Source organism: Kitasatospora sp. NPDC101157, from assembly GCF_044768255.1.
GTDB lineage: Bacteria > Actinomycetota > Actinomycetes > Streptomycetales > Streptomycetaceae > Kitasatospora.
In genome coordinates, this window is record NZ_JBIWPL010000029.1 from 86465 (window position 1) to 105597 (window position 19133).

A 19133-nucleotide genomic window follows, 5' to 3' on the forward strand; every position below is an offset into this window, starting at 1 on the left:
CTGGCGAGGGCTCCGGGACCGGCGTCACAATGACGCCGATGACCCAGGACACCGTACGCCCCACCGGGCCCGTCGCGCCCGCCGCACCCGCCGCCGACTGGTCGCTGGTGCTGCCGCTCAAGCCACTCGCCCTGGCGAAGAGCCGACTGGCCCCGTACGCGGGGCCGCACCGGGCCGGTCTGGCCCTGTCCTTCGCCCTCGACACGGTCACCGCCGCGCTGGCCACCCCCGGCGTCGCGCGCGTCCTGGTGGTCACCCGGGACGCCACGGCCGGCGCCCGCCTGGCCGCGCTCGGCGCCCTGGTGGTCGCCGACGAACCCGGCGGCGGCCTCAACCGGGCGCTGGCGCACGGCGCCTCGGCCGCCCTCGCACTCGCCCCGCGGGCACCGCTGGCCGCCCTCTCGGCGGACCTGCCGGCCCTGCGGCCGGCCGAACTCGCCCGGGTGCTGGGCGCGGTGCCGACGAACGGACGGGCCTTCCTGCCCGACTCCCCGGGCCTGGGCACCACCCTGCTCGCCAGCGCCCCCGGCCGTCCGCTCTCCCCCGCCTTCGGGGACGGCTCACGGGCCCGGCACGCGGCCGGCGGGGCGCTCGAACTGCGCCTGGCGGGCGTGGAGTCGGTGCGCCGGGACGTCGACACCGGTGCCGACCTCGGCGAGGCGGCGGCGCTCGGCCTGGGCCCGTACACCAGTGCGCTGTTCGCCCGGATGAGTCGTTCCTGACCCCGGCCCGGCGCTTGCCGCACCCGCTCCCGGAGCACTCCTGACCGGCGGGCCCGTCCGGGCCGCTCGCTATGCTGCTGGCATGCAGGCCACCGCGTTCACCTTCGACCCCGCCACCCGGGCCGGCTCCGTGCTGCTCGACGACGGGACCCCGGTGCCGTTCGACGCGGCCGCCTTCGACGCCGGCGGCCTGCGGCTGCTGCGGCCCGGCCAGCGGGTGCGGATCCGCACCGAGGGCACCGGCGAGGGCCGCCGGGTGGTCTTCGTGACCCTGCAGACCTTCCCCGACCCCGCCGAGGGGCGCTGACCCCGCCGGGCTCCGGCTCCCCCGCCGGTAGCGGCGGCACCGCTGTTCCCGCCGGTCCCGCGGCTCCCCGCGCCCGGCCGACGGCTGCCACCGAATCCTGACTGAGCGCCCGGAAATCGAGAGAGCCGCGGCCACCCGGTCTCCGCGTTCGCGGGAGGGGGTGCCGCGGCTCCTGGCCGAAGGCCGTCCGAGGACGGTCGCGCGGGACCTACTTGGCAGAGGTCTTGCGCGCGGTGGTCTTGCGGGTGGCGGTCTTCTTCGCCGGCGCCGTCTTCTTGGCCGTGGCGGTCGCCTTCTTGGCGGTGGCCGTGGTCTTCTTGGCGGCGGCGGTGGTGGTCGCCTTCTTGGCGGCGGCCGTCTTCTTGGTCGCGGTCGCCGTGGTCTTCTTGGCGGCGGCGGTGGTGGTCGCCTTCTTGGCGGCGGGCGCCTTCTTCGCGGCGGTGGCCGTGGTCTTCTTGGCGGCAGCCGTGGTGGTCGCCTTCTTGGCGGCGGCCTTCTTGGTCGCGGCCGGGGCGGCGGCGGCAGCGGTGGCGGCGCGCTTGGTGGCGGCACGCTTGGCGGCCGGGGTCGCGGCGACGCCGGTCTTGCCCGGGGTGAGGGAGCCCTTGGGGGCCTTCTTCACCGAGGGGCCTTCCTTCGGCAGCTTCTTGCTGCCGCTGACCAGGTCCTTGAAGCCCTGGCCCGGGCGGAAGCGGGGGACCGAGGTCTTCTTGACCTTGACCCGCTCGCCGGTCTGCGGGTTGCGGGCGAAGCGCGCGGAGCGCTCCACCTTCTCGAAGGTGCCGAAACCGGTGACCGAAACCCGGTCACCGGCCACAACGGCACGGACCATGGTGTCGAGCACTGCGTCGACGGCCTCTGCGGCAGCCTTGCGACCGCCCAGCTGCTCGGCCACCGCTTCGACAAGCTGAGCCTTGTTCACGTCTTCCCCTTCGGAAACGGGCGCCGGATGATTCCATCCGTTCTTTTCGCACGTTAGGTATGTATCTGCGGACTTTCAATTACCAAACGCGCGAATCACCCTAGTGTCGCAATGGATTTGCGCGTCCGCGACCTCAGTCGAGCGGCGGGTGCCCCTCGTCGAGGTCATGTACAAAGCGACTCAACCGCCTTGCCGCCTCCGGAAGATCGCGCTTGGCGGTCTCGGTGACGATGAGCAGTTGACGGGTGAGAGCGGTCTTTGCATCGACAGACACGTTCAGCGCATGCACGCGGGCGTGAGCTTGCTTCAACCGCTCGGCCACGAGCGCGTAGAGCGCTGCGACTTCCGGGTCGTCCGGCGCCTCAGCTGGTGTTGCGGAGGTGACGTCCGGCCGATCGTCAATTCGGCGTTCGGATCCCCGGCCCATGGACTCCTCGGACGCGGGTTCGCCGCCCGCGTACGGAGGTTCATGGTGCCGGTGCATGTACTGATTGTGCCATCTACCCGCAGTTGTACTTGCGCGGGGCCCTCTTCCGCAAAGCCGAATGGGCAATCCGGGGAGCGCCCGGCGCTAACTCGTGCTCCGGAACGCCGGATGGCCCGGCCCCCCCGAGGGGGAGCGCGGGCCATCCGGTGGATCGTCAGAATGCTTGTTCTGAGGGGAACTCAGGAGACCGGCAGAGTACGGGGCTTGAACGCCGGGCGGGTCGCCTCGTAGGCGGCGATGTCGGCCTCGTTCTGCAGGGTGATGCTGATGTCGTCCAGGCCGTTGAGCAGCCGCCACCGGACGTTGTCGTCCAGTTCGAAGGGCGCGGTGACGCCTTCGGCCCGGACTTCCCGCTTCTCCAGATCAACGGTGATCTCGGCCGAAGGGTCACTCTCGGTGAGCGACCAGAGTCGTTCCACGGTCTCCTGGGGCAGCACGACGGTCAGCAGGCCGTTCTTGAGCGAGTTGCCGCGGAAGATGTCGGCGAACCGCGAGGAGATCACCGCGTGGAAGCCGTAGTTCTGCAGCGCCCAGACGGCGTGCTCGCGGGAGGAGCCGGTGCCGAACTCGGGCCCGGCCACCAGGACGGTGGCGCCCCGGCGCTCGGGCCGGTTCAGGACGAACGAGTCGTCCTTGCGCCAGGCCTCGAACAGCCCGTCCTCGAAACCGGATCGGGTGACCTTCTTGAGCCAGTGGGCCGGGATGATCTGGTCGGTGTCCACGTTGCTGCGGCGCAGCGGGACGGCCCGGCCGGTGTGGGTGGTGAACTTCTCCATGGCTCAGGCCTCCACGGTGGCGTCGGCGAAACGGTCGGACAGGTCGGACGGGGAGGCCAGACGGCCCAGGACGGCGGTCGCGGCGGCGACCTGCGGGGAGACCAGGTGGGTGCGGCCGCCCTTGCCCTGGCGGCCCTCGAAGTTGCGGTTCGAGGTGGAGGCGCAGCGCTCGCCGGGGGCGAGCTGGTCGGGGTTCATGCCCAGGCACATCGAGCAGCCGGCGTGCCGCCATTCGGCCCCCGCGGCGGTGAACACCTTGTCCAGGCCCTCCTCGACGGCCTGCAGGGCGACCCGGACGGATCCCGGGACGACCAGCATCCGTACCCCGTCGGCGACCTTGCGGCCCTCCAGGACGGCGGCGGCGGCGCGCAGGTCCTCGATCCGGCCGTTGGTGCAGGAGCCGACGAAGACGGCGTCGACGGCGACCTCGCGCAGCGGGGTGCCGGGCTCAAGGCCCATGTACTTCAGGGCGTTCTCGGCGGCCACCCGCTCCTGCGGGTCGGCGAAGTCCTCGGGGTGGGGGACGTTCGAGCCGAGCGGGGCGCCCTGGCCGGGGTTGGTGCCCCAGGTGACGAACGGGGTCAGCTCGCTCGCGTCGATGAACACCTCGTGGTCGAAGACCGCGTCCTCGTCGGTGACCAGGGTCCGCCAGTACTCGACGGCGGCGTCCCAGTCCTCGCCCTGCGGGGCGTGCGGGCGGCCCTTGAGGTAGGCGAAGGTGGTCTCGTCCGGGGCGATCATGCCGGCCCGGGCGCCCGCCTCGATGGACATGTTGCAGACGGTCATCCGGGCCTCCATGGACAGGCTCCGGATCGCCGAACCGCGGTACTCCAGGACGTAGCCCTGGCCGCCGCCGGTGCCGATCTTCGCGATGACGGCCAGGATCAGGTCCTTGGCCGTGACGCCCTCGGGCAGTTCGCCCTCGACGGTGATCGCCATGGTCCGGAAGGGCGCCAGCGGCAGGGTCTGGGTGGCCAGCACGTGCTCGACCTGGCTGGTGCCGATGCCGAACGCCAGCGCGCCGAAGGCGCCGTGGGTGGAGGTGTGGGAGTCGCCGCAGACCACGGTGGTGCCGGGCTGGGTCAGGCCGAGCTGGGGACCGACGACGTGGACCACGCCCTGCTCGACGTCGCCGAGCGAGTGGATCCGGACGCCGAACTCGGCCGCGTTGCGGCGCAGGGTCTCCAGCTGCACCCGGGAGACCGGATCGGCGATCGGCTTGTCGATGTCCAGGGTCGGGGTGTTGTGGTCCTCGGTGGCGATCGTCAGATCGGTGCGGCGGACCTTGCGGCCGGCCAGCCGCAGCCCGTCGAAGGCCTGCGGACTGGTGACCTCGTGGAGCAGGTGCAGGTCGATGAACAGGAGGTCGGGCTCGCCCTCCACGCGCCGCACGACGTGGTCGTCCCAGACCTTCTCTGCGAGTGTCCGTCCCATCGGATTCCCTCCAGCCGGCCGCGTTGCCGGCCTTCTCGTGTCGTCGGGGTCACTGCGTGCGCCGTCCGTGCGGAGCGCGTTCGCGAGACCTGCACGCCGGATCGCTGTCCACGATGCGGACACTCTGACGAGGTCCCATCCTGGATGTCTCCCGGGCTGCTGCATCCAGAGTGGCGCTTTTCCCGGAAGATTGAACTTGCGTCTCGCGGAATGAGACTGCAGTCTTAGGGCATGGACAACACTAGCGGCGTCGGCGTTCTCGACAAGGCCGCTCTGGTGCTGAGCGCACTGGAGTCGGGCCCCGCCACGTTGGCGGGGCTGGTCGCCGCCACCGGTCTGGCGCGCCCCACGGCCCACAGACTCGCCGTCGCACTCGAACACCACCGTCTGGTCACCAGGGACATGCAGGGGCGCTTCATCCTCGGCCCCCGCCTGTCCGAACTCTCCGCCGCGGCGGGCGAGGACCGGCTGCTCGCCACCGCGGGCCCGGTCCTGACCCACCTGCGCGACGTCACCGGCGAGAGCGCACAGCTCTACCGCCGCCAGGGCGAGATGCGGATCTGCGTAGCCGCCGCCGAGCGGCTCTCCGGCCTGCGGGACACCGTCCCGGTCGGCAGCACCCTGCCGATGAAGGCCGGCTCGGCCGCCCAGGTCCTGCTGGCCTGGGAGGAGCCCGAGCGGCTCCACCGCGGCCTCCAGGGCGCCCGCTTCACCGCCACCGCGCTGAGCGGCGTCCGGCGGCGCGGCTGGGCCCAGTCGATCGGCGAGCGGGAGCCGGGCGTCGCGTCCGTCTCCGCGCCGGTCCGCGGCCCCTCCAACCGCGTGGTGGCCGCCGTCTCCGTCTCCGGCCCGATCGAGCGCCTGACCCGCCACCCGGGCCGGCTGCACGCCCAGGCCATCATCGAGGCCGCGAACCGGCTCACCGAGGCGCTGCGCCGGAGCTGACCCGGCCGACTCCCCCACTCACCCCGTCCCCCCACTCCCCCACCGAAAACGAAAGGGCCCCGCTCGACTCCGAGCGGGGCCCTTCGAAAGCATTCGGGGAAAACGAAAAAGACCCCGCCGGGCGGGGCCTCTCCATTTACTGGCTGGGGTACCAGGACTCGAACCTAGACTAAATGAACCAGAATCACTCGTGCTGCCAATTACACCATACCCCAACACAAAGCAAGGGCCGATGGGCGAGCCCATCGGCTTCCTGCTCTGAAGTACCCCCGACCGGATTCGAACCGGCGCTACTGCCGTGAGAGGGCAGCGTGCTAGGCCGCTACACAACGGGGGCATCCTGGCGATCCCTTGCGGGATCAGTACCCCCGACCGGATTCGAACCGGCGCTACTGCCGTGAGAGGGCAGCGTGCTAGGCCGCTACACAACGGGGGCTTTCCAGGCGATCCCTTGCGGGATCAGTACCCCCGACCGGATTCGAACCGGCGCTACTGCCGTGAGAGGGCAGCGTGCTAGGCCGCTACACAACGGGGGCTTGGATCTTCATTTGTACTGCGGTGCGACCGTTGCCGATCGTACAGCGCTGGGGTACCAGGACTCGAACCTAGACTAACTGAACCAGAATCAGTCGTGCTGCCAATTACACCATACCCCACCAGAGTTGAACCCCGGAGGGCCCTTCTCAGGCGTTGCGCCTCTCGGTCGGTCCCGTTCCGAGGGGCTTTCGCTCCCTCGTCCGTTCCCTCCCGGGCGGCGCAGAAAGAACATTACCCGACGTCGGCCCCGGCTCCAAAATCGATAACCGCAGGCAGCGGCCGGGAGGACGTCCGGGGACGTCCGGGTGCGCCGCGGGCCCGGCACGGAGCCGGGCCCGCGGGCTGCTCAGCGGCCCTTGAGGACGGCCTCAGGCGGCCGGCAGGGCGTCCAGGGCGGAGCGCAGCCGGCGGAGCGTCTCGGGGCGGCCGAGCAGCTCCATCGACTCGAACAGCGGGGGCGAGACCCGGCGGCCCGTGACGGCCACCCGCAGCGGCGTGAAGGCGAACTTGGGCTTGATGCCCAGCCCCTCCACCAGCGCCTCGCGCAGCGCGGCCTGGATCGGCTCGGGGGTGAAGTCCGTGAGCTCCTCCAGCGCCTTGACGCTGGCCTCCAGCACCGGGCGGGCGTCGGCGGTCAGCACCTTGGCCGCGTCGTCCGGGTCGACGGTGAAGTCGGCCGGGTCGACGAACAGGAAGCCGGCCATGTTCACGATCTCGCTGAGGACGACCATCCGCTCCTGGGTGAGCGGCGCGATCCGGGCGAGCAGGTCCAGCTGCTCGGCGGTCGGCTCGGCCGGCAGCAGGCCGGGGCCCTGCAGGAACGGCACCAGGCGCTTGACGAAGTCCTCCGGGGCCAGCCGGCGGACGTGCTCGGCGTTGATCGCCTCGCACTTCTTCAGGTCGAAGCGGGCCGGGTTGGAGTTCACCTTGGCGACGTCGAAGGCGGCGACCATCTCGTCCATGTCGAACAGGTCGCGGTCCTCGGCCAGCGACCAGCCCAGCAGGGACAGGTAGTTGAGCAGGCCCTCGCGGATGAAGCCGCGCTCGCGGTACAGGTTGAGCGAGGACTGCGGGTCGCGCTTGGAGAGCTTCTTGTTGCCCTCGCCCATCACGTACGGCAGGTGGCCGAAGCGCGGGGTGGCGCCGGTGCCCACGCCGATGTCGGCGAGCGCCGCGTACAGCGCGATCTGCCGCGGGGTGGAGGACAGCAGGTCCTCGCCGCGCAGCACGTGGGTGATGCCCATCAGGGCGTCGTCCACCGGGTTGACCAGGGTGTACAGCGGGGCGCCGTTGGCCCGGACGATGCCGTAGTCCGGCACGTTCTCCGGCTCGAAGGTGAGCGTGCCGCGGACCAGGTCGTCGAAGGAGATGGTCCGGTCGGGCATCCGGAAGCGCAGGATCGGCTCGCGCTTCTCCAGCTTGTAGACCGCGACCTGGTCGTCGGTCAGGTTCCGGCAGTGGCCGTCGTAGCCGGAGGGCTTGCCGGCCGCGCGGGCGGCCTCGCGGCGGGCGTCCAGCTCCTCGGTGCTGCAGTAGCAGTGGTAGGCGTGGCCGGCCTCGTGCAGGCGGCGGGCGACGTCGGCGTAGATGTCCATCCGCTCGGACTGGCGGTACGGCGCGTGGGGGCCGCCGACCTCCGGACCCTCGTCCCAGTCGAGCCCGAGCCAGCTCATGGCGTCGAGCAGCTGGACGTACGACTCCTCGGAGTCGCGGGCGGAGTCGGTGTCCTCGATCCGGAAGACCATGGTGCCGCCGGTGTGGCGCGCGTAGGCCCAGTTGAACAGGGCGGTGCGGACCATGCCCACGTGGGGGTTGCCGGTCGGGGACGGACAGAAGCGAACCCGGACGGCCGGGTCAGTGTTAGCCACGCTTGATCACCTTGTTGGTGAGAGTGCCGATGCCTTCGATGGAGACGGCGACCTCGTCGCCGACGTTGAGCGGGCCCACCCCTGCGGGCGTGCCGGTGAGGATGACGTCGCCGGGCAGCAGCGTCATGGCCTCGGAGATGTGGACGATCAGCTCGGCGACCGAGCGGATCATCAGGGAGGTGCGGCCGGTCTGGCGGAGCTCGCCGTTGACCGTGCAGGTGATGGCGAGGTCACCCGGGTCGAGGTCGGTCTCGATCCACGGCCCCAGCGGGCAGGCGGTGTCGAAGCCCTTGGCCCGCGCCCACTGGCCCTCGCGCTGCTGGACGTCCCGGGCGGTGACGTCGTTGGCGCAGGTGTAGCCGAGGATCACCTCGGGCACCCGGTCCAGCGGCACCTCGCGGCACATCCGGCCGATCACCACGGCGAGTTCGGCCTCGTGGTGGACGTCCGAGGAGAACGGCGGGTACGCGATGTTCTCGGTCGGGCCGATCACCGAGGTGGACGGCTTGAAGAAGGTGAGCGGGACGTCCGGGACGTCGTTGCCCAGCTCGGCCGCGTGCGCCGCGTAGTTGCGGCCGACCGCCACGATCTTGTTGGGGAGCATCGGGCTGAGCAGCCTGACGTCCTGGAAGCGGTAGCTCTCACCGGTGGGCTGGGGTTGGCCGAACGGGTGGCCGGCCAGCTCGTGGACGACCAGCGAGTCGGGCCGGGAAGGGTCCCCCTCGACCACGCCGAAGGAAACGCTGCCGGCGGCAGGGCTCCCTTCCCGGACGGAAAACCTGGCAATGCGCACGGCTGGGCTACCCCTCGCTTCGTCGGCCGCCCGGGGCGCCCCCGGGCGCTGCTCGGGCGCCTCGCCCGCACCGGGCGCGGCCCCGTCAATCGACGTCCAGGCTATCGCGTGGGGCCCTCCCCGACCGCTTTGCCCCTGTTCAGCGTGGTTGGGGTGGACCCGCCCCGGGCCGAAGCGCCGGGAGCGCCGGAAGGCGGACGGGCCCTGACGGCGGAGGGCGCCGTGGACCGCGGCGGTGCGGGTCCACGGCGCCCTCGGCGGAGCGCTGGTCGGATCAGTCCAGGACGGTGACGACCGGGGCGACCATCAGCTGGGTGCGGCGCGGGTTGGCGGTGACGGCCGGCAGCTCGGTGCCGTAGGTGACGACGTCCTCGGCCTTGCGGGCGCCCGGGATCTTGCTGAAGTCCTCGACCGAGGCCAGCGTGGTCCGGCGCGGGTTCGCCGTCGGGCGGCAGGACAGCGTGGACTTGGTGGCCTTCTTCGCCAGGGACATCGAGAGCACCTCGTGGTCGTGGCCGGGTGGACCGCCAGGGATCCGCACCGGCCGGAGTGATTCCGATTGATTCGGAGGGGTTCTGGGCAGGCTGATCAGGGCCGTGCTCCGGAGACAGCCAGGTTACGAGATCTCTTTCCACAGACGCCGTGACCAAAGCTACACATTAGTCTGTGATTTTGCTCACAAATTGACGAGCAAATCACTTATATCCGACATTTCGCCGCATCGGAATTTCCCGACATTCCACGCGGAACGGTCATTCCGGCAGGTCTGCGACTCTTGTCGATCTCGGGCCACGTTGGCATGTATCCGGCGAGTGTCCGAAAAAGGCGGTATTCCGGTCCGGTTACCGCACAGTCAGTGAGACCGCGCATGCGTTCGGTAGTACACGGCGGTCGGTTCCTGCGGCCCTTGTTGGGATTCCCTCGCTGTGCTGGAATGCCACGGACCGTGGGTAGGGAGCAGTCCACCCCGGTGACCCGCTCTCCCGGACCGGCCGGGGTGCGGATGGAAACTCGACACCGTCCAGGCCGTGGCGACGCGGCGGGACGCCCGGTCCAGAGGTTGCGACGCCAGTGCAGGGACGTTTCAAAAGGGGTAGCGGCGCCGCGGGTGACCCGGAGTCGCGCGAGCCTGTGGCAGCCCCTCAACAGGCGGCGGCCCCCGGCGGCCCGGCCGGCCCGGTGACGCCCGAGGCCCCCGCCCGCCCGGAGGACGACGGCCAGGAGCGCAAGTCCGCCAGAGACAAGCTCCGGACCACCCTGACCAGGCGCCGCGCCACCGGTCTGAGCCGGCTCGCGATGCGCAACTGGCGCATCCGAACCCGCCTGATCGCGCTGCTCGCACTGCCCATCCTGGTCTCGCTGGTCCTCGGTGGGCTGCGCATCCAGACCTCGCTGGAGAACTCGCAGCAACTCGCCCAGATGGCCAACCTGTCCGACCTGGCCAAGAAGGCGACGAACCTCGCGGACGCCCTGCAGACCGAGCGCGACATCAGCGCCGGCTACATCACCAACAAGCCGAACGAGCCGCTGGACGACGACATCGTCGCGGCCCGCAAGTCCACCGACGACCTCAGCCGCACCTTCACCACCTCCTCGGACAAGTTCGAGAACCTCGAACTCTCCGGGGGGAAGGCGCTGCTGTTCCAGATCCGCAAGGACCTGAACTCGATCGCGGACGCGCGCAACACGCCGTACCAGAACAACCAGAACATCCAGGCGACGATCACCGCGTACGACGTGATCATCCGCGACCTGCTGGACATCACCCAGGACATCGCGCTCGCCTCCAACAACAAGGACCTGCTGGTCGCCACCCGCGCCCTGCAGCAGTTCTCGCTGGCCAAGGACGCCACCTCGCAGCAGCGGGCGCTGATCAGCGCCGGTCTGGCCAACCCCAAGGGCCCGGACCTGAGCGCGAGCGACGAGTCCTTCGGCATCCGCCTGCGCACCACGTACGACAACGCGCTCAACGGCTTCAACAACATCTACTCCGCGCACGATCTGGACAACCTGCGCGGCCAGCTGAGCTACAACAACGTGGTCGCCGAGGCCGACCGCTACTCGCGCTCGATCCTCCAGCCGGGCGGCATCCACCAGACCGAGCCGGTCACGTACAAGGACTGGTACGAGAAGGCCAGCACCAAGATCACCGCCGAGCGCCGGATCGAGGCCAAGCTGATCGAGGACCTCGACGGAAAGGCCCAGGACCTCCAGTCCCAGGCCGACACCGAGGCCCTGATCATCGGTGCCGCCGTCGCCCTGACCCTGCTCGTCGCCCTCGGCGGCGCGGGTCTGATCGCCCGCTCGATGGTGCGCTCGCTGACCCGACTGCAGACCGCGGCCGAGGACGTCGCCGAGCGGCGCCTGCCCGAGCTGGTCAAGACGCTCTCCGAGAGCGACCCGCACGACGTCGACACCACGGTCGAGCCGGTCGCCGTCGACTCGACCGACGAGATCGGCCACGTGGCCCACGCGTTCGACATGGTGCACAGCGAGGCCGTCCGCCTCGCCGCCGAGCAGGCCCTCCTGCGAGGCAACATCAACGCGATGTTCACCAACCTCTCGCGCCGCAGCCAGGGCCTCATCCAGCGCCAGCTGTCGCTGATCTCCGAGCTGGAGAGCCGCGAGGCCGACCCGGACCAGCTGGCCAACCTGTTCAAGCTGGACCACCTCGCGACCCGCATGCGCCGCAACGGTGAGAACCTCCTCGTCCTCGCGGGTGAGGACCCGGGCCGCCGCTGGACCCGCCCCGTCCCGCTGGTCGACGTGCTCCGCGCCGCCGCCTCCGAGGTGGAGCAGTACGAGCGCATCGAGCTCGCCGCCGTGCCGTCGGCCGAGGTCGCCGGCCGCGTCGTCAACGACCTCGTCCACCTGCTCGCCGAGCTGCTGGAGAACGCCACCTCGTTCTCCAGCCCGCAGACCCGCGTCCGGGTCACCGGCCACGCCCTGCCCGACGGCCGGGTGCTGGTCGAGATCCACGACACCGGCATCGGCCTCAGCCCCGACGACCTCGCCGAGATCAACGAGCGCCTGGCCAACCCGCCGACGGTGGACGTCTCCGTCTCCCGCCGCATGGGCCTCTTCGTGGTCGGCCGCCTGTCCCTGCGACACGGCATCCGGATCCAGCTGCGCCCGAGCGACTCCGGCGGCACCACCGCGCTGGTCATGCTCCCGGTCGACGTCACCAACTCCGCCGAGCGCCGGACCCCCGGCCGCGCGGGCTCCGGCGGCCCGGGCAAGCAGCAGCGCGGGGTCGCCCCGACGCCGCGCCAGCAACGTCAGGTGCCGCCCGGCCGTCAGAACGGTCCGGCCGCGCTCGGCCAGGGCCCGTCCGGCGGCGCTCCGCAGAGCGGCCGTCCGCAGCTCGGCCAGGGCGGTCCGGCCGCTCCCGCGGCCCCTGTCGCGCCGACCGGCCCGGGTGCGCCCGGCGGCCGCGCCGGCGGGCTGGGCGGACTGCCGACCCGTCAGGTCGGCCAGTCGCTGCGCGAGAACCCGGCGCAGGCGGGCCAGCAGGAGCAGCAGGGCCGCGGCCAGGGCCCCGGCCGGCGCGGCCAGGGCCGGCCGGCTCCCGCCCAGCAGGGACAGCCCCAGCAGGGTCAGCCCCAGCAGGGACAGCAGCAGGGTCAGCCCCAGCCCGCCCCGCAGCAGCAGGCCCCGCAGGGCCGGCCGCAGCAGTCGGCGCAGGGCGGTCTGCCGCAGCGCGCCCCGGGCCGTCAGGGCCCGCCGCAGGGCGGCCCGAACGGTCTGCCGCGCCGCGGCCAGGGCCGCCCCGGCCAGGAGCGTCCGCGCCCCGAGGCCGGTCCGGGCGCGCCGGTCCCGCAGACCGGCGAGCAGCCGCAGCACGGCCGTCCGGGCGGTCCCGGCGCCCCGCAGCAGGGTGCCCGTCCGGGCAACCGTCCGCAGGACGGCCTGCCGCAGCGCGCCCCCGGCCGCCAGGGCCCCGGTGCCCCGGTCCGCCAGGGTCAGGGTCCGCAGGGCCCCCAGGGTCCGCAGGGCCCCCAGGGTCCGCAGGGTCAGCGCCGTCCGCAGCGCCCCGGTCCGGACACCCAGCAGCCGGGCCAGCAGCCGCAGCTGCCCCCGCAGCAGCAGCCCCAGCCGCTGCCGGCGGCCGAGCCGGCCCCGGTGGAGAGCACCCAGCAGTTCGCCCGGCCGCGCTTCGAGGCCAGCCAGATCGACCCGCGTGACCCGCTGGGCCTCGGTCTGGTGGAGCCGGTGCTGCCGAACGTGCCGAACCCGGCCCAGCCGCAGCCGGTGCAGCCCCAGCCGGTCCAGCAGCAGCCGCAGCCGGTCCAGCAGCCGCAGCGGCAGGAGCCGATGGCGCTGCCGACCGGCCCGTCCGTGGTCACCGGCGAGCAGCCGTGGTACCCGCAGCAGGCCGAGGACCCGCAGCAGGCCCGGCCCGGTTCGTACCAGCCGCGCCGTCCCGGCACCTCCGCGCCGGAGTTCCAGCAGGAGGGCCGGCCGCAGCAGGCTCAGCCCCAGGCCCCGCAGCAGCAGGTCCCGCAGGGCCAGCCCCAGCAGGGCCAGCCGCTCACCGGTGACGCGCCGTGGCGCCCGTCCGCGAACGACGAGCGCTGGCGCCGGGCCGAGCAGGTCCGCGAGCCCTCGACCAGCGGTGTCACCATGTCCGGCCTCCCCCGGCGGACCCCGCAGGCCAACCTGGTCTCCGGCACCGCCGAGGCCTCACCGCTGACCGGTCCCCAGGTCTCCCGGGCCCCCGAGGAGGTCCGCGGACGCCTGACCAACCTGCGCCGCGGCATCCAGCAGGGCCGCCGGGCCGGGGCCGAGCAGGCCGGCAACCCGCCGGGCTTCCAGCATGGTGCCCAGCAGGCCGGATTCGATAGTTTCGGTGGCCGGACCGACGGCAACGGCGCAGATCACCAGGAGCGTTGAGTTGAACCAGATGAGCCAGGCCGCACAGAACCTGAACTGGCTGATCACCAATTTCGTGGACAACACCCCCGGGGTGTCCCACACCGTGGTGGTCTCCGCGGACGGCCTCCTGCTGTGCATGTCGGAAGGCTTCCCGCGCGACCGCGCCGACCAGCTCGCCGCCGTCGCCTCCGGCCTCACCTCCCTCACCTCCGGCGCCAGCCGGATCTTCGAAGGCGGCGAGGTCAACCAGACCGTCGTCGAGATGGAGCGCGGCTTCCTGTTCCTGATGGCCATCAGCGACGGCTCCGCCCTCGCCGTCCTCGCCGCACCCGACTCCGACATCGGCCTCGTCGGCTACGAGATGGCCCTGCTCGTCGACCGAGCCGGCGCCGTCCTCACCCCCGCACTCCGCGCGGAACTCCAGGGCAGTCTCCTGCACTGACCGGAACCCGCGCGGATCTCCCACCGTTCCACCCCGCACCGGGTCCGACCCGACCGGACCCGGCGCCCCACCCTCAGCTACCCTCAGGCAGCTGATCCCGCCTCAGCTGGCACCGCCCCAGCTGGAACCGGCTGCCCAAGGCTGCAGCACAAGGAGGACCCATGACCCCGCCCTCGACACCCGCCGGCCCGTACGGCAACGGGTACGGCAGCGGCTACGGCGGGCAGCAGTCCGACGGCTACGAGCAGCAGCCGCTGGTCCGCCCGTACGCGATGACCGGCGGCCGGACCCGGCCCCGGTACCAGCTCGCGATCGAGGCGCTGATCTCGACCACGGGCTCGGCCGAGCGCACCACCGGGCTGCTGCCCGAGCACGCCCGGATCGTGAACCTCTGCCGTGAGGTCAAGTCCATCGCGGAGATCTCCGCACTGGCCGGCGTGCCGCTCGGTGTGGCCCGCATCCTCGTGGCCGACCTGGCCGAGGCCGGTCTCGTCGCCATCCACCAGCCCGCCGCCGCGGGCGAGTCGGGCGGAACGCCCGATGTCACGCTGCTCGAAAGGGTCCTCAGTGGACTTCGCAAGCTCTAACGGACCCGCCCGCGCCACGACCTCCGCGAAGATCGTCATCGCGGGCGGCTTCGGTGTCGGCAAGACCACGCTCGTCGGCGCCGTCTCCGAGATCAACCCCCTGCGCACCGAAGCCGTCATGACCTCGGCCTCCGCCGGCATCGACGACATCAGCCACGTCTCCGGCAAGACGACCACCACCGTCGCCATGGACTTCGGCCGCATCACCCTCGACGAGGACCTCATCCTCTACCTGTTCGGCACCCCCGGACAGGACCGCTTCTGGTTCATGTGGGACGACCTCGTCCGGGGCGCCATCGGAGCCGTCGTCCTCGTCGACACCCGACGCCTCGCCGACTGCTTCCCCGCCCTCGACTACTTCGAGAACAGCGGCCTGCCCTTCGTCGTCGCCCTCAACGGCTTCGACGGCCACCAGCCGCACACCGCGGACGAGGTGCGCGAGGCGCTGCAGCTCAGCGCCGACACCCCGGTGATCGCGCTCGACGCCCGGCGTCGGGACAGCGCCAAGAGCGCCCTGATCACCCTGGTCGAGCACGCCCTGCTGGCCCGGCTGCGGTAGTCGAACGCGCGATCGCCGCACCGAACAGGAGAACAGCGGAACCGTCCGGCCCCGGCGAGCCGTCACACTGACGGATCGCCGGGGCGGCGGCGCTCACCGGCCGATGCCCTAGCGGGGCCGTGCGCAAGGCCCGTGTATAAGCAGCGGATAACAGTTCGGTAGGCATTTTGTGATCAACAATGACGCAGCGTGGCGAATCAGCGTCACTCAGCGCCAGGTGACCACGGATTTGCTCCGCCATGTCACTGATTGTCCGGATTGTGACGACGCGGGCCTCATACGGCGGCTGTTTGTCCCCCATCCCTGCACGTGCTGAAATTCCAGCTACCCCTGAATATCCCGCGCCGGCCGTCCGGCGGCGGGCCAGGGCCCCGGGGGTAGCGCTGGATTGATCCATGGCCGGCAAGTCGGCCGAGAGGTAGTAGTCGAGTGAGGCGTAAGCAGCAACCCGCCCCGCAGCGGCGCTCCGAGCCCCGCCAGAGCGAGCCGAACGGCGCCGCCGCGGAACAGGCCGGATTCTCCGCGTTCACTCCCACCGAGGAGCGCACCCCGACCGTCCCGGCCCCCAAGCCCCCGACCGCGGCCAACGAGCCGCGCCCGGGCGCCGGTCCTGCGGGCGACGGCGGCTCCAGCCGGTACGACTTCCTCCGTCCGCGCAACTGGCGCGTGCCGACCCGTCTGATCGCGATCCTGCTGATCCCCGTGATCATCAGTCTGGTCTTCGGCGGTCTGCGAGTGAACACCTCGGTCGACGGCTACATCAAGGCCTCCCGCGCCGAGAAGACCGCCGAGCTGGCCAAGGCGGCGACCGAACTCGCCGAAGCGCTGGAGAACGAGCGCGACAAGACCCTGATACCCCTGATGACGGGGCAGGACCCGAACAACGAGGTCACCAAGCGCCGCGCCGACACCGACGCCGCGCTGAAGGCCTACGAGGCGGCGTACGCGGCCTCCGACAAGTCCGGCGAGCTGCCGCGCCGCCACGAGGCCTTCGAGACCCTGGTGGTCGACCTGCCGCACCTGCGCAAGGTCGCGTACGGCAAGGAGCTGTTCGCCAGCGCCACCGCGAGCGCCTACTCGACGATGTTCGCCCCGCTGCTGGCCTACGACAACTCGGTCGGCAACGGCTCCGCCAACGCCACCAGCAAGGGCCGCGCGATCTACGCGATGTCCCTGGCCAAGGCCTCCGCCTCGACCCAGCGCTCGCTGATGCTCAGCCTGCTGGTCGGCGCCTCGACGGGCGCGACCACGCGGTACGAGAACCAGGACATGACCCAGCAGATCCTGGTCTCCGAGAAGCTGGAACAGGTCTCGATCAGCGAGTTCACCACCGGTAGCGACCCTGTCGACGCCAAGAAGTACGCGGACGCGCAGGTCGCCCTGGCCACCGCCCAGGACCGCTCGGCCTACAAGATGCCCAACGGCACCGCGCCCACCATGCAGGGCCTGCTGGCGCTCGCGGCCAACTACGCCGAGGCCGCCGCCATCGGGCAGCAGAAGGGCAAGGCCGCCGCCGACGCCGCCTACGCCGAGGCCAAGAACGCCGGTCTGACCCCGGACAACTGGAACCAGGCCGCCGGGACCCACATCCAGGCCCTGCGCAACACCGAAGTCGCGCTGCTGGACGACGTCCTCACCGACTCCCGCAACCTCAAGGACAACGCGCTCTACGACGCCATCCTCAACACGGTCATCGTCGTCGCCGCACTGATCCTGGCCGGCCTGCTCACCGGTTACGTTGCCCGCTCGATGATCCTCGGCATGCGCACCCTGCGCAGCGCCGCCCTGGAGATCGCCGACCACCGCCTGCCGGACCTGGTCGAGAAGCTCTCCAAGACCGACCCCGACCGGGTCGACACCTCGGTGTCCGCGATCCCGCTGCACGGCAAGGACGAGATCGGCGAAGTCGCCCGCGCCTTCGACCAGGTCCACCAGCAGGCCGTGGCGCTCGCCGCCGAGCAGGCGCTGCTGCGAGGGAACGTCAACGCGATCTTCACCAACCTGTCGCGCCGCAGCCAGGGCCTGATCCAGCGCCAGCTGGCGCTGATCACCGACCTGGAGAACAACGAGGCCGACCCGGACCAGCTGGAGAACCTCTTCAAGCTGGACCACCTCGCCACCCGCATGCGCCGCAACGGTGAGAACCTCCTCGTCCTCGCCGGCGAGGAGGCCGGCCGCCGCTGGAACACCCCGGTCCCGCTGGTCGACGTGCTGCGCGCCGCCGCCTCCGAGGTGGAGCAGTACGAGCGCGTCGAGCTGTCCGGCATCCCCGAGGTCGAGGTCGTCGGCGCCGCCGTGACCGACCTCGTCCACCTGCTCGCCGAGCTGCTGGAGAACGCCACCTCGTTCTCCAGCCCGCAGACCCGGGTGCTGGTCAACGCGACCCGCCTGCCGGACGGCCGGGTGCTGGTCGAGATCCACGACAAGGGCATCGGCCTCACCGCCGACGACTTCGCGGAGATCAACGAGAAGCTGGCCGAGCCGCCCACGGTCGACGCCACCATCTCCCGCCGCATGGGCCTCTTCGTGGTCGGCCGGCTCTCCCAGCGGCACGACATCCGCGTCCAGCTGCGCCCGTCCGGCGAGTCGGCCGGCACCACCTCGCTGGTCATGCTCCCGCCGTTCGTCACCCAGTCCGCGGTGGCGCCGGAGCCGGAGGAGCAGTTCACCGTCTCCCGGATCTTCGCCGACCAGGAGCCGACCTCCGAGTGGGCCCCCGACGGCCGCGACCGCAGCGCCGCGGAGCTGGGCTTCGACGACCACCTGACCGGCATCGGCAACGCCGGCTCCTCCGGCTTCAGCCCGGCCCTGGAGGCCGTCCAGCGCTCGCAGCGCCTCGACCAGGTCCGCCGCGCGGCCCTGGAGGGCGCCCCGCAGCCGCCCGTGGTGGACGCCGAGGTCGAGGAGGACTACCAGCAGGGCTACGACCAGTACGCCCCGCAGCAGGGCTACGACCAGGGCTACGCCGAGGGCCAGTACGCCGACGACCAGTACGGCTACGACCAGGGCGGCTACCAGCAGGACGAGTACGCCCAGGACGGCTACGGCCAGTACCCGCAGCAGGGTTACGACCAGGGCGGCTACTCCGACGGCCGGTACGCCGACGACCAGTACGGCTACCAGCAGGACGAGTACGCCCAGGACGGCTACGGCCACCAGGCCGAGGAGGCCCCGGCCGGCCACCCGTACGCCCCGGCGCCGCCCGCCCTGCCCGCCGCCGAGCCCGCCACCACCCTGCCGTCCGGGCTGCCCCAGCGCCGCCCCGGCCAGCAGCTGGCGGGCGGCGGCCCGGGCAGCGCCCCGGTCCTCGGCAACCCGTCCGGGGAGAGCCCGAACTGGTTCGCCGGCGCCAAGGACACCTCCTCGCCCACCGAGGCCCGCGGCCACGACGTGTCCGCACTCGGCGGATACGGCCCGACCGGCCCGACCGCCAGTTCCACCTGGCAGTCGCCGAACGACGGCGACTGGCAGCGTGCCGAGCAACTGCGCGAGCCCTCGTCCGCCGGCACCACCGGGGCCGGACTGCCCCGGCGCGTTCCCAAGCAGAACCTGGTGCCCGGCAACGCCAAGCCCACCCCGCAGGAGGGGCCGCAGGTCTCCCGCAGCCCCGAGGAGGTCCGTGGCCGCCTCACCAACCTGCGCCGCGGTGTGGAGCAGGGCCGCAGTGCCGGCAACACCGGAAGCTTCCGGATCGACCCCGATCAGGTAGACCAGTCCGGCAACGGACAGAACCGGAGCACCGATCTCTTCGGCGGCTCGAACCACCAGGAGCGTTGAGTTGACTCAGATGAGCCAGGCCGCACAGAACCTGAACTGGCTGATCACCAATTTCGTGGACAACACCCCCGGGGTGTCCCACACCGTGGTGGTCTCCGCGGA

At 71.6% G+C, this 19133-nt stretch carries 15 protein-coding genes, 5 tRNA genes and 1 pseudogene; 9 read left to right on the forward strand and 12 right to left on the reverse strand.

Translation table 11 applies throughout. The features are described 5' to 3' along the window. Positions 1–38 precede the first annotated feature (38 nt). A complete protein-coding gene (gene cofC / locus ACIRVF_RS36530) occupies positions 39–722 on the forward strand; it encodes a 2-phospho-L-lactate guanylyltransferase (RefSeq protein ID WP_402828007.1) in 684 nt (227 codons plus the stop codon). Positions 723–804: 82 nt separating this feature from the next. Further along, positions 805–1029 carry a hypothetical protein gene (locus ACIRVF_RS36535; RefSeq protein WP_402828010.1) on the forward strand — a complete coding sequence of 75 codons (225 nt, stop codon included), beginning with the start codon at positions 805–807 and terminating at the stop codon, positions 1027–1029. A 208-nt stretch (positions 1030–1237) separates the two neighbouring features. Here ACIRVF_RS36535 and ACIRVF_RS36540 read toward each other — a convergent pair whose 3' ends face one another. The 4 genes from ACIRVF_RS36540 to leuC all read right to left on the reverse strand — a co-directional run bounded on the left by ACIRVF_RS36540 (position 1238) and on the right by leuC (position 4648). After that, entirely contained in the window at positions 1238–1951 is a 714-nt protein-coding gene (locus ACIRVF_RS36540) for an HU family DNA-binding protein (RefSeq protein WP_402828013.1), read from the reverse strand. Between the two features lie 133 nt (positions 1952–2084). Beyond that, the gene (locus ACIRVF_RS36545; protein WP_370863325.1) at positions 2085–2435 is read right to left on the reverse strand and encodes a hypothetical protein; all 351 of its coding nucleotides are present in this window, start codon (positions 2433–2435) and stop codon (positions 2085–2087) included. A gap of 182 nt (positions 2436–2617) precedes the next feature. Then, entirely contained in the window at positions 2618–3214 is a 597-nt protein-coding gene (gene leuD / locus ACIRVF_RS36550) for a 3-isopropylmalate dehydratase small subunit (RefSeq protein WP_402828016.1), read from the reverse strand. A gap of 3 nt (positions 3215–3217) precedes the next feature. Next, complete coding sequence (gene leuC / locus ACIRVF_RS36555) at positions 3218–4648, reverse strand: 3-isopropylmalate dehydratase large subunit (protein WP_402828019.1); 1431 nt, start codon at positions 4646–4648, stop codon at positions 3218–3220. A gap of 231 nt (positions 4649–4879) precedes the next feature. Here leuC and ACIRVF_RS36560 point away from each other — a divergent pair, with 231 nt between their 5' ends. Beyond that, positions 4880–5593, forward strand: coding sequence for an IclR family transcriptional regulator (locus ACIRVF_RS36560; protein WP_030246527.1), 714 nt, complete (start codon positions 4880–4882; stop codon positions 5591–5593). Between the two features lie 140 nt (positions 5594–5733). Here ACIRVF_RS36560 and ACIRVF_RS36565 read toward each other — a convergent pair. The 8 genes from ACIRVF_RS36565 to ACIRVF_RS36600 form a co-directional block, all read right to left on the reverse strand. Continuing rightward, positions 5734–5808, reverse strand: a tRNA-Gln gene (locus tag ACIRVF_RS36565). Between the two features lie 49 nt (positions 5809–5857). After that, a tRNA-Glu gene (locus ACIRVF_RS36570) sits at positions 5858–5930 on the reverse strand. A 26-nt stretch (positions 5931–5956) separates the two neighbouring features. Then, positions 5957–6029, reverse strand: a tRNA-Glu gene (locus tag ACIRVF_RS36575). A 27-nt stretch (positions 6030–6056) separates the two neighbouring features. Next, a tRNA-Glu gene (locus ACIRVF_RS36580) sits at positions 6057–6129 on the reverse strand. A gap of 48 nt (positions 6130–6177) precedes the next feature. After that, positions 6178–6249: transfer RNA gene (locus tag ACIRVF_RS36585), tRNA-Gln, on the reverse strand. A gap of 249 nt (positions 6250–6498) precedes the next feature. Continuing rightward, positions 6499–7998, reverse strand: a complete 1500-nt coding sequence (gene gltX / locus ACIRVF_RS36590; protein ID WP_402828022.1) for a glutamate--tRNA ligase — start codon at positions 7996–7998, stop codon at positions 6499–6501. Beyond that, positions 7991–8791, reverse strand: coding sequence for a fumarylacetoacetate hydrolase family protein (locus tag ACIRVF_RS36595; RefSeq protein ID WP_402828025.1), 801 nt, complete (start codon positions 8789–8791; stop codon positions 7991–7993). Before ACIRVF_RS36595 ends, gltX begins: the two co-directional genes overlap by 8 nt. Before the next feature lie 274 nt (positions 8792–9065). Continuing rightward, positions 9066–9284, reverse strand: a complete 219-nt coding sequence (locus ACIRVF_RS36600; protein WP_402828028.1) for a hypothetical protein — start codon at positions 9282–9284, stop codon at positions 9066–9068. Between the two features lie 638 nt (positions 9285–9922). On the opposite strand from ACIRVF_RS36600, the gene ACIRVF_RS36605 reads away from it, so the two are divergent. From ACIRVF_RS36605 to ACIRVF_RS36630, 6 genes and pseudogenes are all read left to right on the forward strand, one after another. After that, positions 9923–13684 carry a nitrate- and nitrite sensing domain-containing protein gene (locus ACIRVF_RS36605; RefSeq protein ID WP_402828031.1) on the forward strand — a complete coding sequence of 1254 codons (3762 nt, stop codon included), beginning with the start codon at positions 9923–9925 and terminating at the stop codon, positions 13682–13684. 10 nt (positions 13685–13694) lie between these two features. Further along, entirely contained in the window at positions 13695–14108 is a 414-nt protein-coding gene (locus ACIRVF_RS36610; RefSeq protein WP_030291361.1) for a roadblock/LC7 domain-containing protein, read from the forward strand. Positions 14109–14269: 161 nt separating this feature from the next. Continuing rightward, positions 14270–14695 carry a DUF742 domain-containing protein gene (locus ACIRVF_RS36615; protein ID WP_030291321.1) on the forward strand — a complete coding sequence of 142 codons (426 nt, stop codon included), beginning with the start codon at positions 14270–14272 and terminating at the stop codon, positions 14693–14695. Next, positions 14676–15254, forward strand: coding sequence for a GTP-binding protein (locus ACIRVF_RS36620; RefSeq protein WP_402828034.1), 579 nt, complete (start codon positions 14676–14678; stop codon positions 15252–15254). The genes ACIRVF_RS36615 and ACIRVF_RS36620 overlap by 20 nt, the downstream gene beginning before the upstream one ends. A gap of 429 nt (positions 15255–15683) precedes the next feature. Next, positions 15684–19031 carry a nitrate- and nitrite sensing domain-containing protein gene (locus tag ACIRVF_RS36625; protein WP_402828037.1) on the forward strand — a complete coding sequence of 1116 codons (3348 nt, stop codon included), beginning with the start codon at positions 15684–15686 and terminating at the stop codon, positions 19029–19031. 10 nt (positions 19032–19041) lie between these two features. Next, a pseudogene (locus ACIRVF_RS36630) lies at positions 19042–19133 on the forward strand (roadblock/LC7 domain-containing protein); the annotation flags it as partial.

Coding starts and splice junctions, on each gene's coding strand:
- cofC (WP_402828007.1), top strand. CDS start 39: ATGACCCAGGACACCGTACGCCCCACCGGGCCCGTCGCGCCCGCCGCA.
- ACIRVF_RS36535 (WP_402828010.1), top strand. CDS start 805: ATGCAGGCCACCGCGTTCACCTTCGACCCCGCCACCCGGGCCGGCTCC.
- ACIRVF_RS36545 (WP_370863325.1), bottom strand. CDS start 2,435: ATGCACCGGCACCATGAACCTCCGTACGCGGGCGGCGAACCCGCGTCC.
- leuD (WP_402828016.1), bottom strand. CDS start 3,214: ATGGAGAAGTTCACCACCCACACCGGCCGGGCCGTCCCGCTGCGCCGC.
- leuC (WP_402828019.1), bottom strand. CDS start 4,648: ATGGGACGGACACTCGCAGAGAAGGTCTGGGACGACCACGTCGTGCGG.
- ACIRVF_RS36560 (WP_030246527.1), top strand. CDS start 4,880: ATGGACAACACTAGCGGCGTCGGCGTTCTCGACAAGGCCGCTCTGGTG.
- ACIRVF_RS36600 (WP_402828028.1), bottom strand. CDS start 9,284: ATGTCCCTGGCGAAGAAGGCCACCAAGTCCACGCTGTCCTGCCGCCCG.
- ACIRVF_RS36610 (WP_030291361.1), top strand. CDS start 13,695: ATGAGCCAGGCCGCACAGAACCTGAACTGGCTGATCACCAATTTCGTG.
- ACIRVF_RS36615 (WP_030291321.1), top strand. CDS start 14,270: ATGACCCCGCCCTCGACACCCGCCGGCCCGTACGGCAACGGGTACGGC.